The organism is Streptomyces lateritius (genome assembly GCF_014649715.1).
In the GTDB taxonomy this organism is placed as follows: Bacteria; Actinomycetota; Actinomycetes; order Streptomycetales; family Streptomycetaceae; genus Streptomyces; species Streptomyces lateritius.
The window spans coordinates 56,360-77,726 of record NZ_BMTO01000008.1 but is presented as its reverse complement, the minus strand read 5'-3'; the positions used below and the strand labels follow the sequence as shown (position 1 = coordinate 77,726).

The window sequence follows — 21,367 nt, the reverse complement described above, 5'->3', positions numbered from 1 at the left end:
GTGCCTCCCGGAGGGAGTCGTCGAGGAGTGGTGGTCGGGCGACGGGTGGGCGTTCACGAGTACGACCTCCGCTGGTCCGGAGCCGGGATCTGGGCGCCCTTGTACTCGACGGGGATGCCGCCGAGGGGGTAGTCCTTGCGTTGCGGGTGGCCCTGCCAGTCGTCCGGCATCATGATCCGGGTGAGGGCGGGGTGGCCGTCGAAGACGATGCCGAAGAAGTCGTACGCCTCGCGCTCGTGCCAGTCGTTGGTCGGGTAGACCGTGACGAGCGACGGGACGTGCGGGTCGGCGTCCGGGGCGGACACCTCCAGGCGGATCAGCCGGCCGTGGGTGAGCGAGCGCAGGTGGTAGACGGCGTGCAGCTCGCGGCCCTTGTCACCGGGGTAGTGGACACCGGAGACGCCCGTACAGAGCTCGAAGCGCAGGGCGGGGTCGTCGCGAAGGGTGCGGGCGACCCGCAGGAGGTGCTCGCGCGCGATGTGGAAGGTCAGCTCGCCGCGGTCGACGACCGTCTTCTCGATGGCGTTCTCCGGCAGGAGGCCCTGCTCGTCGAGGGCGCCTTCGAGTTCGTCGGCCACCTCGTCGAACCAGCCGCCGTAGGGGCGGGTGGCCGGGCCCGGCAGCCGGACGGAGCGGACGAGGCCGCCGTACCCGGAGGTGTCGGCGCCGCTCTGGGCGCCGAACATCCCGCGCTGGACGCGGACCTCCTCGCCCTGGTCGCCGCGCTGCCCGGGCAGGTTCTGCGCGCTGAGCTCCTTGTCGGGGTTGGGTGTCTCGTCACTCAACGGAGAAGACCTTTCATCTCAATGGTCGGCAGCGCCTTGAGCGCCGCCTCCTCCGCCTCGCGGGCCGCTTCCTCCGCGTTCACGCCGAGCTTGGAGCTCTGGATCTTCTGGTGGAGCTTGAGAATCGCGTCCATCAGCATCTCCGGGCGCGGCGGGCAGCCCGGCAGATAGATGTCGACCGGCACAATGTGATCAACACCCTGCACAATCGCGTAATTGTTGAACATTCCGCCCGAGGAGGCGCAAACCCCCATGGAGATGACCCACTTGGGGTTCGGCATCTGGTCGTAGACCTGCCGCAGGACGGGCGCCATCTTCTGGCTGACCCGGCCGGCCACGATCATCAGGTCGGCCTGGCGCGGCGAGCCGCGGAAGACCTCCATGCCGAAGCGCGCCAGGTCGTAGCGGCCCGCGCCGGTCGTCATCATCTCGATGGCGCAGCAGGCGAGGCCGAAGGTCGCGGGGAAGACGGACGACTTGCGCACCCAGCCCGCGGCCTGTTCGACCGTCGTCAGCAGAAAACCGCTCGGCAGCTTCTCTTCGAGTCCCATAGGTGCCCCTCAGCCCCTCAGTCCCATTCCAGGCCGCCGCGCCGCCACACGTAGGCGTAGGCGACGAAGACGGTGAGCACGAAGAGCAACATCTCCACGAGCCCGAAGATCCCCAGGGCGTCGAAGGTGACGGCCCAGGGATAGAGGAAGACGATCTCGATGTCGAAAATGATGAAGAGCATCGCCGTCAGGTAGTACTTGATCGGGAAGCGGCCGCCTCCGGCAGGAGTGGGCGTCGGCTCGATGCCGCACTCGTACGCCTCGAGCTTCGCCCTGTTGTACCGCTTTGGGCCGATTAGCGTGGCCATGACCACGGAGAAGATCGCAAACCCTGCCCCGAGGGCGCCGAGCACGAGGATGGGCGCGTACGCATTCACGCTCCTCGCTCCTTCCAGTCGTCCTTGACCGTTGGACCGCACCGGGCATCCGTCTCGCCGCCTCGAAGATCGCGTACATGTGAGGCAGTTCACAAGCCCGTTTGACTCGCATCCTATGCCCGTCGATCTGTGATCTGCGACACGGGGTGCGACACCGACTTTGTGATCTCCACCACGAGGCGAACGATCATGAATTCGGATGAACGGTGATCTTCATACGGGAAGTAGCCAAGTGGGCACGAGACGTGACATCGGCGGGTGTCACCGCTGGTCGGAGGGGGCTTCTCCTAGCAAGAGATGGCCTCTACAGGCAAATTCGCCCTGGACTCGCACGGGTGATAGAGGGGTCACCCCACTCGGCCGGGGGGCGCCGGGGAGCGAAGTGGACGCGTGCGCGCGTTCACGAACGACGGGGCGGGCGCGCGAGTTGGCCGGCCGTGACCTGCGTCACCTTCCTCACGGGCCGTCAAAAGTGGGGCTTGGCCAACGGTGTGAAGAGGTGGTAAGCGACGGTCAATTCGGACCTTTCGCGGAAAACCCGTGATCAAGGGCCTGATAGGCCGTGCCCGAATTGCCCGTTACGGCGTCAATAAAGGTGTCAGGGAAGCGGATTGGATGGTTCCGGTCGTAACTGTGGCGCAACACACGTTTCTTGATGGGAACCGGGAACCCCTGATAGCGGTTGTACTCATGTCCCACACCGCTCACATACCCAGCCACCGGAAGCCCCGCCGCAGCGCTTCGAAGCTCGCGCTCCGTGCCGGAGTTGCCGGTGGCGTCCTCAGCACCATCGCGGTGGCCGGTGCTGCCGGGCCGGCGAATGCCGAGCCGGTGACCGAGACCATCGAGATGCCCACCCTCGGCTCGCTCGACACCGAACTGGCGAGCGCCGTCTCCGCCTCGGCGGAGGCGTCCCACCAGGAGGCCCTCGACCTGAGCCTGCGGGCCCAGGAGGACGCCGCCATCGCCAAGGCCGCCCAGGAGGCCAAGAAGGCCAAGGCCGAGGCGGACCGCAAGGCCGAGGCCGAGCGCGCCGAGAAGGCCCGCGCGGAGGCACAGGAGCGCGCCTCCCGCACCCAGGCACGCACGCAGCTCTCCCCCGCCTCCTCCTCGGGCTCCGGCTCGTCCGACAGCGGCTCCTCGTACAGCGCCGACAGCAGCACGCAGGCTCCCACCGGCTCCGCCGCCGCGATCGTGGCCTTCGCCCGCGCCCAGATCGGCGACGCCTACGTCTCCGGCGGCACCGGCCCCAACTCGTGGGACTGCTCCGGCCTCGTCCAGGCCGCCTACCGCCAGGCCGGCATCGACCTGCCCCGCGTCTCCAGCTCGCAGTCGAGCATGGGCACGTCCGTCTCGCTGAGCAACCTCCAGCCGGGCGACATCCTCTACTGGGGCAGCCGCAGCGGCTCGTACCACGTGGCGATCTACGTCGGCGGCGGCATGTACGTCGGCGCGCAGAACCCCTCCACCGGTGTCGTCGAGCGCTCCCTGGACTGGGACACGCCGTCCGGGGCCGTGCGGATCCTCTGACCGGACCTCCTCCCGTCGTACGACGAAGGGCCGCCACTCCTCCGGGGAGCGACGGCCCTTCGACCCTTTCCGGTGCCTACTTCCGGAATGCCTCGATGATCCGGGCGTAGCTGTCCCCGCCGTGCCCCGCCTCCACCGCGCTCCGCATCAGCTCCAGGTGCAGCCGCGGCAGCCGGCCGTCGACGCCGCGCTCCTCCCCCGCGTGCAGCAGATGCCCGATGGCCGCCACCTGGACGTCGATCGTGGCGTCCGCGCCCGGGTACTCGCCCGCGTCGATCTGCTCGGCGTACCCGGTCATGAACCAGGAGACCGTCTTCAGCCAGCGGGTGGCGACCGCCGTGAAGTCCCGGGCCGCCACCCCGTCGGCGCCCGTGAGGGCCGTGGCGTGCAGCCAGCCGCCGAAGACCGACCACATGAGCCCGAGCAGCCCGGCGTCGTAGAGCGAGGCGAGCCCGGCGTCCGCACCGAGGTCCACCGGGTCGCCCAGCACGGCAAGGGTCGCGCGGTGCCGGGCGAGCAGCTCGGGCCCGCCCGCGTACAGGATCATGTTGGCGCTGTCGCCGATGCCCGGCGGGGTCGTCATGACGCCGCCGTCGAGATAGCCGATGCCGTGGCCCTCCGCCCAGCGGGCGCTCTCCCGGGCCTGCTCGGGCGAGCCGGTGGTGAGGTTGACGAGGACCCGGCCGCGCAGCGCCTCCGCGTGCGGGGCGAGGAGCTCGTGGACGGCCGCGTGGTCGAGGACACAGACGACGACCAGCTCGCTCGCGGCGACCGCCTCGGCGACGCCGGCCGCGCGGGCGGCGCCGCGGGCGACGAGGGGGCCGGCCTTGGCGGCGGTGCGGTTCCAGACGGTGGTGGGGTGGCCGGCGTCCAGGAAGGCGGCGGCGAGCGCCGCGCCCATCTGCCCGAGCCCGATGACGGTGACGTTCTCTTTACGGACGTTCTCTTCGCTCATGCGTCCACGCTCGCAGCGGCGGAATCCGGCCGACAGTGGCAGGACTGACTCTGTCCGCACGGTTCCTGCCATAGGGTCGTCCGTATGAGTGCGGGAGTGGGTCCGGAAGCGGGTCCGGGAGTGGTCGCCATCGCCGTCGTACCGGACCGGCGGGTCGGGACGTCGATGTGGGAGCTGTACGAAATCGCCATCGCCTGCACGGTGTTCGGGAACCCGCAGCCGGACCTCGCGGACCCCTGGTACGAGCTGCGGCTGTGCGGGGAGGCCGGGCCCGGGGTCTTCGCGCTGCGGACGGAGTACGGCCTCGACGGGCTCGCCGGCGCGGACACCGTCATCGTGCCGTCCGTCCCCGACGCGGTCGTGGAGGACGGCGAGGAGGTCCCGCCGGAGCTGGTGGACGCCCTGCGGGCCGCCGCCGCGTCCGGGGCCCGGATGGTGTCGCTCTGCACGGGGGCCTTCGCGCTCGCCGCGGCCGGTCTCCTCGACGGGCGCCGGGCCACCGCCCACTGGCAGCACACCGCCCAGCTCGCCGCCCGCCACCCGGAGGTCCTGGTCGACGACTCCGTGCTCTACACGGACGAGGGGGGTGTGCTGACGAGCGCCGGGGCCACCGCCGCGCTCGACCTCTGTCTGCACCTCGTACGGAAGGACCTCGGGGCCACGGTCGCCGGGCAGCTCGCCCGGCGCATGGTCGTGCCCGCCCACCGTGCCGGGGGCCAGGCCCAGTTCATCGAGGCGCCGCTGCCCCCGAGCGAGGAGGACAGCCTCGGTCCCGTGCTCCAGTGGGCCACGCGGAACCTCGCGCGGCCGCTGACCGTCGAGGAGCTGGCGCGGCGGGCCCGGATGAGCCCGCGCACCTTCCACCGGCGCGTGCAGGAGACCTACGGGACCACCCCGCTGCAGTGGCTTCTCCAGCAGCGGGTGGCCCGCGCGCAGAGCCTGCTCGAATCCAGCGACCTGCCCGTCGAGCGGATCGGCGACCACAGCGGGCTCGGTACGGCGGCGAACCTGCGGCGCCACTTCATCCGGTCGGTCGGGGTGTCCCCGACCGACTACCGGCGCTCGTTCAGGCCTTCGGGGCAACCTTCGACAGGCCGTTGATGATCCGGTCCATCGCGTCGCCGCCCGTGGGGTCGGTCAGGTTCGCCAGCATCTTCAGCGTGAACTTCATCAGGACCGGGTGGGTCAGACCCCGCTGCGTCGCGATCTTCATGATCTTCGGGTTGCCGATGATCTTCACGAAGGCCCGGCCGAGCGTGTAGTACCCGCCGTAGGTGTCCTTGAGGATCTTCGGGTAGTGGTGCAGCGCCAGTTCGCGCTGGGCCGGGGTCGCCCGGGCGTGCGCCTGGACGATGACGTCGGCCGCGATCTGGCCGGATTCCATCGCGTACGCGATGCCCTCGCCGTTGAACGGGTTGACCAGGCCACCGGCGTCCCCGACGAGCAACAGGCCCTTGGTGTAGTGCGGCTGACGGTTGAAGGCCATCGGCAGGGCGGCGCCGCGGATCGGCGTCGTCATGTTGTCCGGGGTGAAGCCCCAGTCCTCCGGCATGGAGGCGCACCAGGCCTTGAGGACCTCGCGCCAGTCCAGCTCCTTGAAGGCGGAGGAGGAGTTGAGGATGCCGAGACCGACGTTGGACGTGCCGTCGCCCATGCCGAAGATCCAGCCGTAGCCGGGCAGCAGCCGGTCCTGCGGACCGCGCCGGTCCCACAGCTCCAGCCAGGACTCCAGGTAGTCGTCGTCGTGGCGGGGGCTGGTGAAGTACGTCCGTACCGCCACGCCCATCGGCCGGTCCTCACGCCGGTGCAGACCCATGGCGAGGGAGAGCCGGGTCGAGTTGCCGTCGGCGGCGACGACGAGCGGGGCATGGAAGGTGACCTCACGCTTCTCGTCGCCGAGCTTGGCGTGCACGCCGGTGATCCGGCCGGTGCGGTCGTCGATGACCGGGGCACCGACGTTGCACCGCTCGTAGAGCCGCGCGCCGGCCTTCTGCGCCTGGCGCGCGAGCTGCTCGTCGAAGTCGTCCCGCTTGCGGACGAGTCCGTAGTCCGGGTACGAGGCGAGATCCGGCCAGTCGAGCTGGAGCCGGACACCGCCGCCGATGATCCGCAGCCCCTTGTTGCGCAGCCAGCCCGCCTCCTCGGAGATGTCGATCCCCATGGAGACGAGCTGCTTGGTGGCGCGGGGGGTGAGGCCGTCGCCGCAGACCTTCTCGCGGGGGAACGCGGTCTTCTCCAGGAGCAGGACGTCGAGTCCCGCCTTGGCGAGGTAGTACGCGGTCGTGGAACCGGCCGGGCCTGCCCCGACGACGATCACATCTGCGCTGTGCTCGGAGAGGGGCTCGGTCACGGCGGGGTCTCCCGAAGGTCGAGGGCAGGTCGGTTGCAGTCTATTGCGGGGGGATCAGGGATCCGGCGGGGCGGGGGCGGCCGGCGGCTCTCCGGCGGGGCGGCCGGCGGCGACCGGGGCTTTCCGGCGGATGAGGGCCGGGCGGCCCTACGGCTTGAAGCCGCGGTGCATGGCGACGATGCCGCCCGACAGGTTCCGCCAGGCCACCTTCGTCCAGCCGGACTTCTGCAGCAGCCCGGCGAGGGTCGGCTGGTCCGGCCAGGACTGGATGGACTCGGCGAGGTAGACGTACGCGTCCGGGTTGGAGGAGACCGCGCGGGCCACCGGCGGCAGCGCCCGCATCAGGTACTCCTCGTACACCGTGCGGAACGGCTTCCACGTGGGGCGGGAGAACTCGCAGATCACGACCCGGCCGCCGGGCTTCGTCACTCGGTACAGCTCGCGCAGCGCCGCCTCGGTGTCCTGGATGTTGCGCAGGCCGAAGGAGATCGTCACCGCGTCGAAGACGCCGTCGCGGAAGGGGAGCTTCGTCCCGTCGCCGGCCGTGAGGGGCAACCAGCCGTGCCGCTTCTTGCCCTCGCGGAGCATCCCGAGGGAGAAGTCGCACGGGACGACGTACGCGCCGGTGGCCGCGAAGGGCAGTGACGAGGTGCCGGTCCCGGCGGCGAGGTCCAGGATCTTCTGCGCCGGGCGCGCGTCGACGGCCTTGGCGACCTCCTTGCGCCAGCGCCGGTCCTGGCCGAGCGAGAGCACGTCGTTGGTCAGGTCGTAGTTCGCCGCCACGTCGTCGAACATCGAGGCGACTTCGTGCGGCTGCTTGTCCAGGGAGGCTCGGGTCACGCTCCCATTCAAGCAGCCCGCCCCCGGCCCTCTCGCGCTGGCCCGCGCGGCTCCCTCCCGGGGCGGGAGCGGCCACACCCGACCGGGGCAAGCCGAGGACGGAGCCGTGCGGTGCCGGTCCCACCCGGCGGGGGCGTGCCGGGGACGGAGGCCCGCGGTGCCCCGCCCGCCGGGGCCACGCCGGTCGTGGACGGGGACGCTCGCCCGGCCGGCCGGCCGGCCGCGGCGTCGCGGTCAGCGGCGGTCGTGGAGCGGCGGCCTTCCAGGGCCGTCGTTCCGGCGGGTGCCCGCGCGGTCGTTCCGGCAGGTGCCCGCGCCGCCACGCCGGGACAGCCGCTCCGTCCCGTACGCCGAAGACGGCGAACCTCGCGTGGTCCACCCGCGCACAGCCGCTGCGGGTGGAGCACCGGGCCGACCGTCTCGTACGGACCGGGCGGCGGCACGACGTCGGGCGCGCTCAGCGGGTCCGGTGGAGGAGCCGGCCGCCGATGACGGTGGCGACGCAGGTGCCCGCCCCGTGGGTCAGGAGGGCGTCTTCGTCCGGCGCGTCGAAGACCGCGAACGTCGCGGCGGCGCCGACCGGCCCGAGCGGCGCCACGATGGCCTCTCCGAGCGGACGGCCGTCCGCGAGGGGGTCCAGCGAGGGCGGACCCGGCGGATCGTCGGAGCGTGGCTCCCGGCCCAGGCCCACACGGGTCACCGCGTCCACGACGGCGGGCCGCCGCAGGTCTCCGGCGACGGCGACCACCCCGTGCGCGAGGAGCCGCTGCACGCCGCGCCGGGCGCTCGCGCCCCAGCGGGATTCGGGCATCTCCAGGGCCGCCAGGGCCTCGCCCGTCAGCGGCTCCGTGCCGAGCTCCCCCGCCTCGCGCGGGTCCGGGTGGTACGCCCGCTCCAGGAGCTCCGGGCCGTACGGATTGACCAGGCCCGGCGTCAGGACGCCGGGCCAGCGGCGGAGCCGCGCGCCGGGGTGGGCGGCGGCCACCTCTTCGTACGGGCCGACCGCGGCGATCTCCCCGCCCCGGACGACGACGGCACCGCCCGGTACGGGCGCCCGGCCGTCACCGGACAGCAGCAGGTCCGCGGCGTGAACGGTCAGCACGGTCGCGTCAGTTGGCGTTCAGGAGCTTCAGCTCGGGGTGGGCCGTACCGCCCTCGATCGCCGTGGACGAGATGTGCGAGACGACGCGCTCGTCGACCGGGTCGTTCGCCGGGTCGTCGTGGACGACGAGGTGCTCGTACGTCGTGGCGCGCTGCGCCGGCACCCGGCCCGCCTTGCGGATCAGGTCGATGATCTCCATGCGGTTCGAACGGTGCTTCGCGCCGGCCGAGGAGACCACGTTCTCCTCCAGCATGATCGAACCCAGGTCGTCCGCGCCGTAGTGCAGCGACAGCTGGCCGACCTCCTTGCCCGTGGTCAGCCAGGAGCCCTGGATGTGGGCGATGTTGTCCATGAACAGCCGCGCGATCGCGATCATCCGCAGGTACTCGAAGAGCGTGGCCTGCGTCCGGCCCTTGAGGTGGTTGTTCTCGGGCTGGTACGTGTACGGGATGAAGGCCCGGAAGCCACCCGTCCGGTCCTGCACGTCACGGATCATCCGCAGGTGCTCGATGCGCTCGGCGTTCGTCTCGCCGGTGCCCATGAGCATCGTGGACGTGGACTCCACGCCCAGTCCGTGCGCGATCTCCATGATCTCCAGCCACCGCTCGCCGCTCTCCTTGAGCGGCGCGATCGCCTTGCGCGGGCGGGCCGGGAGCAGCTCGGCGCCGGCGCCGGCGAAGGAGTCGAGACCGGCCGCGTGGATGCGCTGGATCGCCTCTTCCACCGAGACCTTGGAGATCCGGGCCATGTGCTCGACCTCGGACGCGCCGAGGGAGTGGATGACCAGCTGCGGGAAGGCCTGCTTGATGGCGGAGAAGTGCTTCTCGTAGTACTCGACGCCGTAGTCCGGGTGGTGGCCGCCCTGGAACATGATCTGGGTGCCGCCGAGCTCGACGGTCTCCGCGCAGCGGCGCAGGATGTCGTCGAGGTCGCGGGTCCAGCCCTTGGCGGTGTCCTTGGGCGGTGCGTAGAAGGCGCAGAACTTGCAGGCCGTGACGCAGACGTTCGTGTAGTTGATGTTGCGCTCGATGATGTACGTCGCGATGTGCTCGGTACCCGCGTAGCGACGGCGGCGTACGGCGTCGGCGGCGGCGCCCAGGGCGTGCAGCGGCGCCGAGCGGTAGAGGTCGAGCGCCTCCTCGGGGGTGATCCGGCCACCCTCGGCGGCGCGGTCGAGGACGGACTGAAGGTCGGCCTTCTCGGTCACCGGGTGGTCCCTTTCGGAGGGTGCTGCACTGACCGAGCCAGCCTACGCCAGCGGTTGTCAGGACTTTCGCAGGGTGCCGGTCGGGCGGCCCGCGGCCTCTTCGTCGGAGCGGTAGGCGAGGGTGCCGTCGGCGTTCAGGGTGAGGGTGAAGGAGGACGTACCGCTGGTGCAGAGCCCCGCGGTGCCGGGCCGGTCGGGGTCGGTGCGGTCGGCGACGCGCAGTTCGGTGGCGGTGGCGGAGGTGAGCCGGCCGATGCCGTGGCACCGCACGGTCGTGCCGAGGACGCTGATGACGTGACTGGTGCGGACGACGTCCTCGCCCGTCTTTCCCTTGCCGACGACTGCGGTCAGGTCCCCGTGCGGGGAGCCGTTGCGCTCGGTGGTGGGGCCGGTCCAGCTGCCGACGAAGGCGGCGGGCACGGAGCCGGCGGGGGTGGTGGGGCGGGTGCCCGCCGGAGGGGGCGCCGGGCTCGCCGAGCGCGAGGGGCCCGTACCGGCCGTGTCGGCGTCGCGGCCGCCGGGCATCAGGCCGAGGAGGTAACCGGATCCGAGGGCGACGCCGGCGAGCGCGGCGGTGACGGCGAGCGCGACGGTGCAGCTGACCCGGCGCCCGGCGGCGAGCGAGAGCGAGAGCTTCCGGTGGGGCGCGGGGAGGGGGGCGGGGCCGGTTCCGGCCGGGGCTCCGCGGCCGGGGGGCGTCTTCGGGGCGGCTCGGGGGGTGGGGACGGCGGCGATGGACACGGGGACGCCCGCGCCGGCGTCGGGCCAGGGGCCGGGAGACGGTTCCACCGGCGGGCCGAAGGCTCCCGGGGCGGACACCGAGGGCGCGGTGAAGGGCACCGGCCCCGACTCGTACGGGCCGGGCGCCGGGGCCGTAGGAGACGCCAGAGCCTCGGGGAGCGCGCTCGTCGCGTCCAGTTCCAGCAGGCGTACGGCGGTCCTGCTGACCTCCTCGACCAGGGGGCCCGGCAGCCAGCCGGGCATCATCAGCGCCGCGGCACCGTGCGGGGCGAGGAGCGCCGCCACCTCCTCGGGGTCCGGACGGGCGGCCGGGCCCTTGCTGAGGCAGCCCGCCACCATCTCCCGCAGTTCCCCTCGGAGCCCGGCGTCCAGCTCGGGTTCCTCGTGGACGACCTTGTAGAGCAGCGTGGCCGAGGTGTCGCCGCGGAACGGCGGGGCGCCGGTCGCCGCGTACGCCAGCACCGCGCCGAGCGAGAAGACGTCGGCGGCGGCCGTGGCGCCCTGGCCGAGGATCTGCTCCGGTGCCATGTAGCCGGGCGAGCCGACGGAGACCCCGGTGGAGGTGAGCGAGGCCGTCCCCTCGATCGCGCGCGCGATGCCGAAGTCGATGAGCCGGGGACCGTCGAGGGTGAGGAGAACGTTGGACGGCTTGACGTCACGGTGGACGAGGCCGAGGGCGTGCACGCCCGCCAGCGCCTCGGCGAGTCCGGCGCCCAGGGCCCGTACCGCCTGCTCGGGCAGCGGGCCGACCGTCCCCACGGCCCGGTCGAGCGTCGGTCCGGCGACGTAACCGGTCGCCACCCACGGCACGTCGGCCTCGGGGTCGGCGTCCAGGACGGGCGCGGTCCACCGGCCGCCGACCCGCCGGGCGGCCTCGACCTCGCGCCGGAACCGCGCCCTGAACTGCTCGTCCAGCGACAAGTGCGGATGCACGATCTTCACGGCGACGGTCCGGCCGCCCTCGTTGCGGGCGAGATAGACGCGTCCCATGCCGCCGGAACCGAGTCTGCCGAGCAGCCGGTAGCCGCCGATGGTCCTCGGGGCCTCTGGTTCGAGCGGCTGCATGGTGTCTCCCCCATCGAGCGGCGCGGAGCCCTTCGTGGGCCGGATCACGACGATTCAGCACGGTACCGAGCCAACCGATCGCCCACCACGCCCCTCCTCCCTTCCGTAATCACCCGCCGTGTCCGAAAGCACCCGGAGTCGCACCATGAAACGCCTGTCGAAGCGTCCGCCGAGGCGCCTGCCCAGGATCCTCGCCGCCGTCCTCGCCCTCGGCACCGCGGGCGCTCTCGTCACCGGCTGCTCCGACGAGGGCGAGCCGGTCACGTTCGACACCCCGCGCTCGACGACACAGGCGCACAAGCCGCACAAGCCGAACCAGCGGCAGGCCCGGGTCGCGAACGTCCCCGAGACGCTCTTCCCCACCGGTCCGACGTCGAGTTTCAGGACGGCCAACACCCTGGAGGACGGCACCAAGATCGGTGTCACCACGCTCTCCGGCGCGAAGTCCGGTTTCACAGGCAAGGTGTGGGTGTGGGCCCCGAAGCAGTACTTCGACCCGAAGTACGCGGACAGCGGCTTCCCGGTCCTCGTGGCGCTGCCCGGCGGAAACGGCTATCCGGTGAATTACTGGATGGGCACGGACCTCAAACTCCAGTCCAGCATCACCCAATGGTCGCAGGAGGGTAAAAGCCTGCCGTTCATCGTCGTGATGCCGGTGCTCAACCCGGACGACACGTACTACTACGACGGCAGTGACATCCCGGGGCAGCCGAGAATGGGCACCTGGCTGGCCGAGGACGTGCCGGATTTCGTCCGGGCGAATTTCCGGACGTTCAAGTCCCGTGACGGCTGGGCCTTCATGGGCTCTTCCTCGGGCGCCTTCGCCGGGCTCAAGTCCGTGCTCCAGCACCCGGACAAGTTCAAGGCCGTCATCGCGTCCGGCCCCGACACCGTCCCCGACTCCCCGCTGTGGGCGGGGCACGAGGCCGCGCGCCTGGCGAACGATCCCGGACGGCTGGCGAAGGCGCTGGGCGCGAAGCCGGACACCGAGGAGAACCGGGTCTACCTGGCGTTCCAGATAGGAACGAAGGAGGCCGGCGCCGCCCGGCTGAAGACGTTCATGAAGCAGTACGGCAAGGGCCCGGTGAAGACGCGCCTCCAGGTCATCCAGGGCGGCGGCCACAACGCCAAGGGCTACATCCGGGGGATGGGCGACGGCTCGATCGGGTGGATCAGCCGGCACATGCAGGCCCCGGTCGCCGCACCGTAAGCCGTGGAACAAGGTCCGCTAGCGGGCTCCGAGCAGCTCCACCCGTACGTCCGCCGGGAAGCCGGTCGTCGGACCGGTCCGGCGGGCGAACTCCCGTACCCCCGCAAGCTGCTCGGGACCGAAGCGGAAGTCCAGCGTCCGGAAGTACCGCTCCAGGAGCTCCGCGTCGAAGGACTCCCAGCGCGCGGCCTGCTCGGCGACCTTGGCGACCTCCACCAGCGAGAGGTCGCGCGAGGCCAGGAACGCCTGATGGACCTCGCGCACCGTCTCCGGTTCGCGGGCCAGGAAGTCCTTGCGGGCCGCCCAGACGGCGAAGACGAACGGCATCCCCGTCCACTCCTTCCACATCAGCCCCAGGTCGTGGACCTGGAGGCCGAGCCGCGGCGCGTCGTGCAGGGAGGCCCGCAGCGCCGCGTCGCCGATCAGGACGGCGGCGTCCGCCTCCTGCATCATCAGGCCGAGGTCGGGCGGGCACGTGTAGTAGTCGGGCCGGACGCCGTGCCGCTCGGCGAGCAGCAGCTGCGCGAGGCGCACGGAGGTGCGCGAGGTGGAGCCGAGGGCCACCCGGGCCCCGTCGAGCTGCCTCAGGGGGAGCTGGGAGACGATCACGCAGGACATGACGGGGCCGTCGCAGCCCACGGCGATGTCGGGCAGGGCGACGAGAGCGTCCGCGTTGCGGAGGTATTCGACGAGGGTGATGGGCCCGATGTCGAGGTCGCCGCGCACCAGCCGCTCGCTGAGCTTCTCCGGCGTGTCCTTGGTCAGCTCCAGATCGAGGAGCGTTCCGGTGCGGGCCAGGCCCCAGTAGAGGGGGAGGCAGTTCAGGAACTGGATGTGTCCGACGCGGGGCCGGCTGCGCTGGTGGTCATCGGTTGCATTGTCCACAACGCGAGGCTAGACCCGTCTCGCACGGTGGACATCGGCGGGGCTGCGCGTCAGCGCGCCGCGGGCGCGTCAAACGTGTGGGTGACGTGATCTTTCCCTCTAGTGCGTCGCACACCCTGCGTGCTACGCTCATCGCAAGTTGCAGTTTGGTTTCCCTTGCAGTACAGAGCCTGCGGAGCATGTGACCCGCAGGCTTTTGTAGTTTTCAGACTTCTTTGCAGGTTCTGGAGCAGGGCAACCCTTTGGCCCAAGGAGGGCTTATGGCTACCGGAACCGTCAAGTGGTTCAACGCTGAAAAGGGCTTCGGCTTCATCGCCCAGGACGGCGGCGGCCCGGATGTCTTCGTCCACTACTCCGCGATCAACGCCTCTGGCTTCCGCTCCCTGGAGGAGAACCAGCAGGTGAACTTCGACGTCACGCAGGGTCCGAAGGGCCCGCAGGCGGAGAACGTCACCCCGGTCTAAGTTGCCCGGATCGGCGATCGCGCACGGCTAGAGAAGTACCCAAGGAGCCCCGCTCCGTGCCTTCGGGCACGAGCGGGGCTCCTGCCTCTTTCCCGCCTCTTTCCGGCCGCCTTCTTACGGGGTGGCGGCTGTGCCACGCTGGACGCATGACCGAACGCAAACCGCCCGGCGTCAGCTTCGAGTCATTCGTGGACAAGCAGATCCGCGAGGCGGAGGAGCGGGGCGAGTTCCGGAAGCTGCCCGGCTTCGGCAGGCCGCTCGACGACGACCGCGCCCCGTACGACGAGCTGTGGTGGATCAAGGGCAAGATGCACCGCGAGGGTGCGTCTGTCCTTCCCCCCTCGCTCGCCCTGCGCAAGGAGGCGGAGGACGCGGCGGAGGCGGTGGCCGCGGCCGTCTCGGAGACGCAGGTCCGCCGGATCCTCGGAGAGATCAACACCAAGATCGCCGAGGCGCTGGCCCGGCCGCCGGCGGGCCCGCCGCTGAACCTGAAGCCGTTCGACGTGGAGCGGACCGTCGCGGGGTGGCGAGCGGGCCGGTCCTGATCCGCCGGGCGCCCCAGGATCGGCGGCCGCCTGTGCGGCGTCTCCACCGAGCAGGTGAAACTCGCGTGCCTCCTGGCCGGCCCTCGGCCGGTCCCCGTCCGTTCCCCGCTCGACGACGAGAGTCTGACCGGGCCGCAGACGCCGACCGCCGAGGAGTGAGAACGACATGAAGAGCGCCGACCTGTTGCTGGACGCGTTCGACCGCGTGCGGGAGGCCGTGCACGGAGCCGTCGAAGGGCTGTCGGAAGATGAACTGGCGGTCCGGATCGACCCCGACGCCAACTCGATCGCCTGGCTCGTCTGGCACCTCACCCGCATCCAGGACGACCATGTCGCGGACGCCTTCGGTACGGACCAGGTATGGACGTCCGACGGCTGGAAGTCCCGCTTCGGCCTGCCGTTCCCCGCCCGGGCCACGGGCTACGGCCAATCCAGCAAGCAGGTCGGCCAGGTCCGCGCCCCGGCGGAGCTGCTGCTCGGCTACTACGACGCCGTCCACGAACGGAGCCTGGCGTGCGTCGCGGAGGTCACCAACGCGGACCTCGACCGCATCGTCGACGACTCCTGGGACCCGCCGGTCTCCCTGGGCGTCCGCCTGGTGAGCGTGATCGCGGAGGACAACCAGCACGCGGGACAGGCGGCGTACGTCAGGGGGGTCGTGGAGCGGCAGCGGAACCGGTGACCGGTGCGGAGGCGGCCGCACTCCGTACGCCGTCCCCCGCACCCCGCACCCCGCGCGCGAGCAGGTCGACGTGCACCAGGACGCGACCCGTCGAACGTACAACCATCCTGCTCGATCACATGTCCCATGAGGTGTGGCGCACCGCGCGCCAGTACCTCTGGGAGGAACTGACTTGGTCTCAGGTACGACCGGTCGGGCGGCGGCTCAGCGCCGCCGTCATCACAGTCCTCGCCGTCACCCTCGGCGCGGGCGCTCTGGCCGTCCCGGCGTCCGCCACCCCTGGTGCGGAACGCGCGACGACAGCGGACACGGCGGCGGTCACGCGGACCACCGCACCGATGCCCTTGCCGCCCGGCCACGAGATCCAGGGTGTGACCGCGACGGGCTACCTCCTCTATCGCGAGTACCACGGCTACTGGGCTTGGGCACGGGCCTCGGACGGCGCCCTGACCGCGTTCCCGAAGGACCTCCCGGTGCGGGCCACCGGCTCGGGGGACCTCGTGGCCTTCACCTCCGACTCCCACGCCGAGTCGCAGGACATGTACGCGCCTGATGGAGCGTCATACGCCCCGTCCGGCCTCAGGCACCCCTTCAGATCCCTCAGATTCAGATCCTTCAGAGAGACATACAGACTTGTCGTACGCATACGCGTCCCGGCGCCGACTCACGGCCGCCGTGACCGCCGTCCTCGCCGTCACTCTCGGCGCCACCGCTCTGACCGTCCCCGCGAACGCCGACACCACCGACCGGAGCAGCGTCTCGGCCGCCGCCGGAGCAGCTGCCACCACGGACGCGGTGATATCCATTCCCCGCACCACGCGGATCATCAGCGCCGGCCCGTCCGGCTTCCTCGCCGAGGAGTGGACGGACGCCGGCGGTTACGTCTACCGCTGGACGAGCACCGTGGACGGCACGACCACCGTCCTGCCCGCGCAGGGCTCGTACTTCGGCGGCTTCTCCGACTCCGTCGTGACCAGGGAGCCGACCCGCAGTCTCTACCGCGTGTACGACATGTCGTCGCCGGGTGGCACGTACCAGAGCATCTCCCCCAGCAGCGACCTCTCGCTGCGGGCCGTGGTCGGCACGACGCTCGTCATGTCGAGGTGGAACACCACGGATCACACCGGCGAACTGCGTCTCGTCACGCGGGGGGTCGACGCCCAGTCCGACCGGCCGGTGACCGGCCTGAAGCCGAACCCCCGGATCCTCAAGGCCGAACCGACCTCCGTCTCCACCGCGAACGTCTTCTACACGGCGGTGGACGCCGACGACACTCTCCGTGAGTACCTCGCTGTCGTGGACACCGTCACCGCCTCGGTCGTCGAGCAACGCGAGGTGAGCAGCGTCGCGCACTTCGCGGACTTGGCCTCCTCCGGCTCGCGCCTGGCCTGGGTCGAGGCGCCGACGACCTCCACGGCCCGGCTGATGTACGCCGAGCGCGGCGGTGAGGTCTCCGCCCCGGCCGTCGAGGCGGTCCCCCTGGGCAACCGCATCCACACGCACATCGGTGCCCTGGGCGACTGGATCACCTACGCGTCACCCGGCGCCACCACGGCCGCCCAACCGGACCAGCTCCACGCGCTGACCGCCCTCAACGTCACCAACGGCGCCAAGGTCAAGCTGCTCGACCACGCCATGTCCTCCGTGCCCGCTCCCGACGGCTCCCTGCTCGTGCGCGGCGGGACGGTCGCCGGCGGCGAGGGCGTCTACCGGGTCGCGGTCGGCGAGAACAACGCGATCACCGCCACGCTCATCGCGAGCACAGGCGAGTCGACCGCTCTCAAGCTGCTGGAGGCCAAGACTCCCACCGTCCTGGACCTCGACCAGAACGGCGGCAAGGCGACCCTGGAGTGGACGCTGTCCCGGTCCTCCGCCTCGGGGACCGTGACGCTGCGCCATGTCCGTACGGGCCGGACGGCGGCCAGTCACACCTTCGACTATTCCGGGAACGGGATCTCCACCACGGGGGTCGTCACCGTGAACTGGTCCGGTCTCATCGAGGGTGAGCACGCCCCCAACGGCGACTACACCTGGGAGTTCAACGCCACCCCGACGAACGGGATCGGCCCCGCAATGAAGGCGACCGGCGTCTTCACCGTCGTGCGGAAGGCCAACCCGCACGACTTCAACGACAACGGTTCGACCGACCTGCTCGCCCGGGACGCCTCCGGTGTCCTCTGGCGGGACGACCTCGTCCGCTCGGACACCTCCGCCGGCATCTACGCGTACCAGCGCGTGAAGGTCGGTACGGGCTGGCAGATCTACGACCAGATCGAGGCGGCAGGAAACCTCGCCGGAGCCCCGGCGGGCGATGTCGTGGCCCGCGACACCTCCGGCGTCCTGTGGAGCTACCTCGGCAAGGGCGACGGCACCTTCGCCCCGCGAACGAAGATCGGCACCGGCTGGCAGGTCTACAACAAGATCGCCGCCGGCTCCGACCTCACCGGTGACGGCCGCCCCGACCTCCTCGCCACCGACACCACCGGTGCGCTGTGGCTGTACAAGGGCACCGGCGTCTGGAACGCCCCATACTCCGCCCGCACCAAGATCGGCTCGGGCTGGGGCGTCTACAACCAGATCACGGCCGTCGGTGACATCGCCGGAGGCCCCGCGGGCGACCTCGTCGCCCGCGACAAGGACGGCGTCCTCTGGTCGTACCTCGGCAAGGGCGACGGCACCTTCGCCGCCCGTACGAAGATCGGCGAGGGCTGGAACGCGTACACCCAGCTCGTCGGCGCCGGCGACGTCGACCGGGACGGCCGCGCCGACCTGATCGCGTACGGCCCGGGCGGCACGCACCTGTACAGGGGCACGGGCGACTGGTCGGTGCCGCTCGCCCCGAAGTGGTACACCTCCCTCTACGCGGGCGAGGGAACGAAGTTCAACCCGGTCTCCTGACCACACCTTCGTAGGGCGCCGCCGAACGCGGCGCCCTACGCCTCGGGAAGAGAACAGACTTGACGCACAGACGCACGACGGCCGCGATCCTGGCCGTACTCGCCGTCACGACGGCGACCCTGGCGACCCCGGCGACCCCGGCTGTCGCCGCACCGGCCTCGCCGGCCGGCCAGTCGGTCATGGCGACGACGTCGGGCGCGGAGCAGGAGAACGTGATCCCGTTCCCGCGCGGCGCCGCCATCGTCTTCGCGGGTCCGAGCGGCTTTCTCACGCGGGCGTACAGCGCCACGTCACACGACGAGTACCGGTGGACCCGGTTCTCGGACGGGGTCTCGCCCCTGGTCGCGTCCGGCGGCGAGGTCAGCGGCATCACCGGGACGGATCGGGTCCTGGTCATCCACACGGGAGGTGCCGTCCTCAAGGAGATGGCCACCGGCACGGACGTCCTGACCGTCACATACCGCGAACTCCCCTACAACGCGTGGCCCGTCGGCGCCGTCGAGTCCGCGGTCTTCGCCGCGTACCGCCACAGCGAGGGAGAGACCCTCAGCCTGATCCGCATGATCGACGGTGCCCCGAAGCGGAACGTGGTGAAGGGGCTGCCGACGGACGCCACGGGGTACCTCATCGGTCTCGGCGCCACCACGGACACGGCCAAGGTGACGTACACGACCGGGACGAAGCGGCAGCAGGCGGTCGTGAACCTCGCCACGGCCACGGTCACCGCGACGCATGACCTTCCGGCGGGAACGGCCATCGTGGACGACTCGGCCGAATCGCCCACCCACAAGGCTTGGACGGAACGTTCCGCCACTTCCTCCGACACGACCGTGGTCGTCAAGGAGCTGCAGTCCGGAGCGACGCAGCGCTTCCCGCTCCCGGGTGCGACCTTCCCCGTGGTCGGCCTCGCGGGGAACTGGGTGACCTACGCGAACAAGGGAGGGTCCTACTCCTACGGCACTGACCCCCTCCACGCGCTGACGGCCCGCTCCCTGGAGACGGGAGCCACCCGCAAGCTCCTGGACCACGTCGCCTCTGAGGTCATGGCCCCCGACGGCACGCAGCTCGTGCGTGGCGGGACGCTCGCCCACGGCGAGGGCCTGTACCGGATCGCCCCAGGCGCCGACGGCGCCCCGGTCGCCACACTCATCGCGAGCACGGGCGAAACGACCGAGGTCGCCCTCGTCGGTCACACCATCCCGAGCGTGATCGACGCCGATCGCAACGCCGGCCAGGTCGCGCTCGACTGGAAGCTGTCTCGTGTCAACGTCGACATGACGGTCAACCTGCGGCACACCCGCACCGGGCAGACGTACACCGCCTACCTCCGCCCCAGCCAGGACCCGCTCGCGGCGTCCCGCATCGCCCGCTGGGAGTGGAGCGCCGACTTCAACGGCGACTACACCTGGGAGATCACCGCCAAGCCGCTCAACGGCATCGGCCCCGACCTGCGCGCCTCCGGCGCGTTCAAGGTCGTCCGCAAGGCCGCTCCCCACGACTTCAACGACAACGGCTCACCCGACATCCTCACCCGGGACGGCGTGGGCCGCCTGTGGCGCATCGACACGCACTACCCGCACCAGAGTGGCCAGTTGTGGGGCGAGCGGACGCTGCTGGGGAGCGGCTGGCAGACCTACGACCGGATCGAGGCCACCGGGAACCTCGGCGGCTCGGCCGTCGGGGACTTCGTCGCCCGCGACAAGGCCGGCGCGCTGTGGCTCTACAAGGGCCGGGGCGACGGCACCTTCACCTCCCGGGCGCAGATCGGCTCCGGCTGGAACACCTACGCCCAGATCGCCGGCGGCAGTGACCTGACCGGCGACGGCCGGCCCGACCTCGTCACCACCGACAAGACCGGCGGCCTCTGGCTCTACCCCGGTACCGGCAAGGACACCGCCCCTTTCGCGGCGCGCAAGAAGATCGGCACGGGCTGGGGCGTCTACAACCAGCTCACGGCCACCGGGAACATCGCCGGAGGAACCGCCGGGGACCTCGTCGCCCGCGACACGGCCGGTGTCCTCTGGCTCTACACCGGCAAGGGGGACGGCACCTTCGCCCCGCGCGCCAAGATCGGCACCGGCTGGAACGCGTACAGCCGCCTGGTCGCCACCGGCGACGCCGACAGGGACGGCCGCCCCGACCTCCTCGCGTACGACATCGAGTCCGAGTCCTCGTACCTCTACAAGGGCACGGGCGACTGGCGCGCGCCCTTCCGCCCGCGCGAGCTCGCCGCCCTGGACCGGGGAAGCGAGCCGTTCAACGAGGTCGCCTGACGACGGTCCGGGCGTCCCCGGCAGGGGGATCGTCGCCCAGACCGTCTTCCCGACGGAACGGGGACTGACGCCCCACGCGGTCGCGAGGGCGGCTACGAGCACCAGCCCGTAGCCGCCCTCGTCCGCTGTCCGGACCGGTTCCGGCCGCCGTTCCGCGCGGGCGTCGGAGAGTTCGACGCGGAGGTGGTCGGCGGCGAGGGCGAGGCGCAGCTCGAAGTCACGGCCCTGGACGCGGCCGTGGGTGACCGCGTTGTTGGCGAGTTCGGCGACGACCAGTTCGGCGGCGTCGGTCGCGCTCACGCCCCAGTCGTGGAGCTGCTGCACGGCCAGCAGCCGGGCGAGGCGCGTGCCCCGGCGCGTGGCCGAGAGCCGGAGCGCGAAATCGCCGATGAACTCACCGGCCGGAGTGGGGATTTCGGTCTTCATGCAACGAGCCTGGCCCCCTCGCCCTACGCTGACCAGCGACGACGGGGCGACGCTGAGTAGCGGTACGAGCACGCCAAGAGGGCGGTACGGATGTCGGGCAACCAGGGCACCCAGGAGGAGCGGCCGGAACGGCCGTCCGAGGTCGACGGGACGGCGCACCTGGTCTGGATCGAGAAATTGCTGGGAGAGCTATGAGCACCACGGACCTGTCCTGGTTCAAGAGCAGCTACAGCAGCGGCGAAGGCGGCGAGTGCATCGAAGTCGCCTACGCCTGGCGAAAGTCCAGCTACAGCAGCCCAGCTACAGCAGCTCCGAAGGCGGCGAGTGCGTCGAGGTCGCCGCCCACCCCACCACCGTCCACGTCCGCGACTCCAAGAACCCCCACGGCCCCCAGCTCGCCCTCGCCCCCGCCGCCTGGGCTTCTTTCGTCCGGCCGTACAACCAAAACGCCTGACCAGAGGTCCAACCGGGCGGGGCGCAG

19 protein-coding genes and 1 pseudogene are annotated in these 21,367 nt (G+C 71.2%); 9 read left to right on the top strand and 11 right to left on the bottom strand.

The window, feature by feature from the left end:
- Positions 1–53: 53 nt before the first annotated feature.
- From IE136_RS17590 to IE136_RS17580, 3 genes are read right to left on the bottom strand one after another with little or no spacing between them, the layout of a single operon-like run.
- Positions 54–785, bottom strand: coding sequence for an NADH-quinone oxidoreductase subunit C (locus IE136_RS17590; RefSeq protein ID WP_158989203.1), 732 nt, complete (start codon positions 783–785; stop codon positions 54–56).
- Positions 782–1,336: a NuoB/complex I 20 kDa subunit family protein gene (locus IE136_RS17585; RefSeq protein ID WP_018528252.1), complete on the bottom strand. Its 555-nt coding sequence runs from the start codon at positions 1,334–1,336 to the stop codon at positions 782–784. The genes IE136_RS17590 and IE136_RS17585 overlap by 4 nt, the downstream gene beginning before the upstream one ends.
- Before the next feature lie 17 nt (positions 1,337–1,353).
- Positions 1,354–1,713, bottom strand: a complete 360-nt coding sequence (locus IE136_RS17580; protein WP_003974383.1) for an NADH-quinone oxidoreductase subunit A — start codon at positions 1,711–1,713, stop codon at positions 1,354–1,356.
- 690 nt (positions 1,714–2,403) lie between these two features.
- Between IE136_RS17580 and IE136_RS17575 the strand changes: the two genes are divergently transcribed.
- On the top strand, positions 2,404–3,243 hold the full coding sequence (locus IE136_RS17575; RefSeq protein WP_158989200.1) for a C40 family peptidase: 840 nt from the start codon (positions 2,404–2,406) through the stop codon (positions 3,241–3,243).
- Positions 3,244–3,319: 76 nt separating this feature from the next.
- Here IE136_RS17575 and IE136_RS17570 read toward each other — a convergent pair whose 3' ends face one another.
- Positions 3,320–4,198, bottom strand: coding sequence for an NAD(P)-dependent oxidoreductase (locus IE136_RS17570; protein ID WP_189600827.1), 879 nt, complete (start codon positions 4,196–4,198; stop codon positions 3,320–3,322).
- A gap of 84 nt (positions 4,199–4,282) precedes the next feature.
- On the opposite strand from IE136_RS17570, the gene IE136_RS17565 reads away from it, so the two are divergent.
- Positions 4,283–5,299: a helix-turn-helix domain-containing protein gene (locus tag IE136_RS17565; protein ID WP_189600826.1), complete on the top strand. Its 1,017-nt coding sequence runs from the start codon at positions 4,283–4,285 to the stop codon at positions 5,297–5,299.
- On the opposite strand, the gene IE136_RS17560 is transcribed toward IE136_RS17565, so the two are convergent.
- From IE136_RS17560 to IE136_RS17540, 5 genes are all read right to left on the bottom strand, one after another.
- Positions 5,265–6,548 (bottom strand): geranylgeranyl reductase family protein, encoded by a 1,284-nt coding sequence (locus IE136_RS17560; protein ID WP_158989194.1) that lies wholly within the window; start codon positions 6,546–6,548, stop codon positions 5,265–5,267. The two genes, IE136_RS17565 and IE136_RS17560, sit on opposite strands and share 35 nt — an antisense overlap.
- Positions 6,549–6,695: 147 nt before the next feature.
- Entirely contained in the window at positions 6,696–7,388 is a 693-nt protein-coding gene (locus IE136_RS17555) for a demethylmenaquinone methyltransferase (RefSeq protein ID WP_189600825.1), read from the bottom strand.
- Positions 7,389–7,845: 457 nt separating this feature from the next.
- A complete protein-coding gene (locus tag IE136_RS17550) occupies positions 7,846–8,490 on the bottom strand; it encodes an imidazolonepropionase-like domain-containing protein (RefSeq protein ID WP_158989190.1) in 645 nt (214 codons plus the stop codon).
- 7 nt (positions 8,491–8,497) lie between these two features.
- A complete protein-coding gene (gene mqnC, locus IE136_RS17545) occupies positions 8,498–9,697 on the bottom strand; it encodes a cyclic dehypoxanthinyl futalosine synthase (RefSeq protein WP_158989188.1) in 1,200 nt (399 codons plus the stop codon).
- A gap of 57 nt (positions 9,698–9,754) precedes the next feature.
- Positions 9,755–11,503 (bottom strand): serine/threonine-protein kinase, encoded by a 1,749-nt coding sequence (locus IE136_RS17540; protein ID WP_189600824.1) that lies wholly within the window; start codon positions 11,501–11,503, stop codon positions 9,755–9,757.
- Positions 11,504–11,648: 145 nt separating this feature from the next.
- Here IE136_RS17540 and IE136_RS17535 point away from each other — a divergent pair, with 145 nt between their 5' ends.
- Positions 11,649–12,713: an alpha/beta hydrolase gene (locus IE136_RS17535; RefSeq protein WP_189600823.1), complete on the top strand. Its 1,065-nt coding sequence runs from the start codon at positions 11,649–11,651 to the stop codon at positions 12,711–12,713.
- A gap of 18 nt (positions 12,714–12,731) precedes the next feature.
- On the opposite strand, the gene IE136_RS17530 is transcribed toward IE136_RS17535, so the two are convergent.
- A complete protein-coding gene (locus IE136_RS17530; RefSeq protein WP_158989184.1) occupies positions 12,732–13,598 on the bottom strand; it encodes a menaquinone biosynthetic enzyme MqnA/MqnD family protein in 867 nt (288 codons plus the stop codon).
- Positions 13,599–13,858: 260 nt separating this feature from the next.
- On the opposite strand from IE136_RS17530, the gene IE136_RS17525 reads away from it, so the two are divergent.
- The 5 genes from IE136_RS17525 to IE136_RS17505 all read left to right on the top strand — a co-directional run bounded on the left by IE136_RS17525 (position 13,859) and on the right by IE136_RS17505 (position 20,460).
- Positions 13,859–14,062, top strand: coding sequence for a cold-shock protein (locus IE136_RS17525; protein WP_003984261.1), 204 nt, complete (start codon positions 13,859–13,861; stop codon positions 14,060–14,062).
- A gap of 146 nt (positions 14,063–14,208) precedes the next feature.
- Complete coding sequence (locus IE136_RS17520) at positions 14,209–14,607, top strand: DnaJ family domain-containing protein (protein WP_189600822.1); 399 nt, start codon at positions 14,209–14,211, stop codon at positions 14,605–14,607.
- A 166-nt stretch (positions 14,608–14,773) separates the two neighbouring features.
- Entirely contained in the window at positions 14,774–15,289 is a 516-nt protein-coding gene (locus IE136_RS17515; protein ID WP_158989180.1) for a mycothiol transferase, read from the top strand.
- A gap of 633 nt (positions 15,290–15,922) precedes the next feature.
- Entirely contained in the window at positions 15,923–18,187 is a 2,265-nt protein-coding gene (locus IE136_RS17510) for an FG-GAP repeat domain-containing protein (protein ID WP_229818930.1), read from the top strand.
- A gap of 59 nt (positions 18,188–18,246) precedes the next feature.
- Positions 18,247–20,460, top strand: a complete 2,214-nt coding sequence (locus IE136_RS17505) for an FG-GAP repeat domain-containing protein (RefSeq protein WP_189600821.1) — start codon at positions 18,247–18,249, stop codon at positions 20,458–20,460.
- 90 nt (positions 20,461–20,550) lie between these two features.
- Here the strand turns inward: IE136_RS17505 and IE136_RS17500 are convergent.
- Positions 20,551–20,886: pseudogene (locus tag IE136_RS17500) on the bottom strand (ATP-binding protein); the annotation flags it as partial.
- 250 nt (positions 20,887–21,136) lie between these two features.
- On the opposite strand from IE136_RS17500, the gene IE136_RS17495 reads away from it, so the two are divergent.
- On the top strand, positions 21,137–21,340 hold the full coding sequence (locus IE136_RS17495) for a DUF397 domain-containing protein (protein WP_229818929.1): 204 nt from the start codon (positions 21,137–21,139) through the stop codon (positions 21,338–21,340).
- Positions 21,341–21,367: the final 27 nt, after the last annotated feature.

What these genes read in the sequence shown, in the direction of transcription:
- IE136_RS17585 (WP_018528252.1), bottom strand. Translation starts at nt 1,336, where the DNA reads ATGGGACTCGAAGAGAAGCTGCCGAGCGGTTTTCTGCTGACGACGGTC.
- IE136_RS17575 (WP_158989200.1), top strand. Translation starts at nt 2,404, where the DNA reads ATGTCCCACACCGCTCACATACCCAGCCACCGGAAGCCCCGCCGCAGC.
- IE136_RS17570 (WP_189600827.1), bottom strand. Translation starts at nt 4,198, where the DNA reads ATGAGCGAAGAGAACGTCCGTAAAGAGAACGTCACCGTCATCGGGCTC.
- IE136_RS17565 (WP_189600826.1), top strand. Translation starts at nt 4,283, where the DNA reads ATGAGTGCGGGAGTGGGTCCGGAAGCGGGTCCGGGAGTGGTCGCCATC.
- IE136_RS17540 (WP_189600824.1), bottom strand. Translation starts at nt 11,503, where the DNA reads ATGCAGCCGCTCGAACCAGAGGCCCCGAGGACCATCGGCGGCTACCGG.
- IE136_RS17535 (WP_189600823.1), top strand. Translation starts at nt 11,649, where the DNA reads ATGAAACGCCTGTCGAAGCGTCCGCCGAGGCGCCTGCCCAGGATCCTC.
- IE136_RS17525 (WP_003984261.1), top strand. Translation starts at nt 13,859, where the DNA reads ATGGCTACCGGAACCGTCAAGTGGTTCAACGCTGAAAAGGGCTTCGGC.
- IE136_RS17520 (WP_189600822.1), top strand. Translation starts at nt 14,209, where the DNA reads ATGACCGAACGCAAACCGCCCGGCGTCAGCTTCGAGTCATTCGTGGAC.
- IE136_RS17515 (WP_158989180.1), top strand. Translation starts at nt 14,774, where the DNA reads ATGAAGAGCGCCGACCTGTTGCTGGACGCGTTCGACCGCGTGCGGGAG.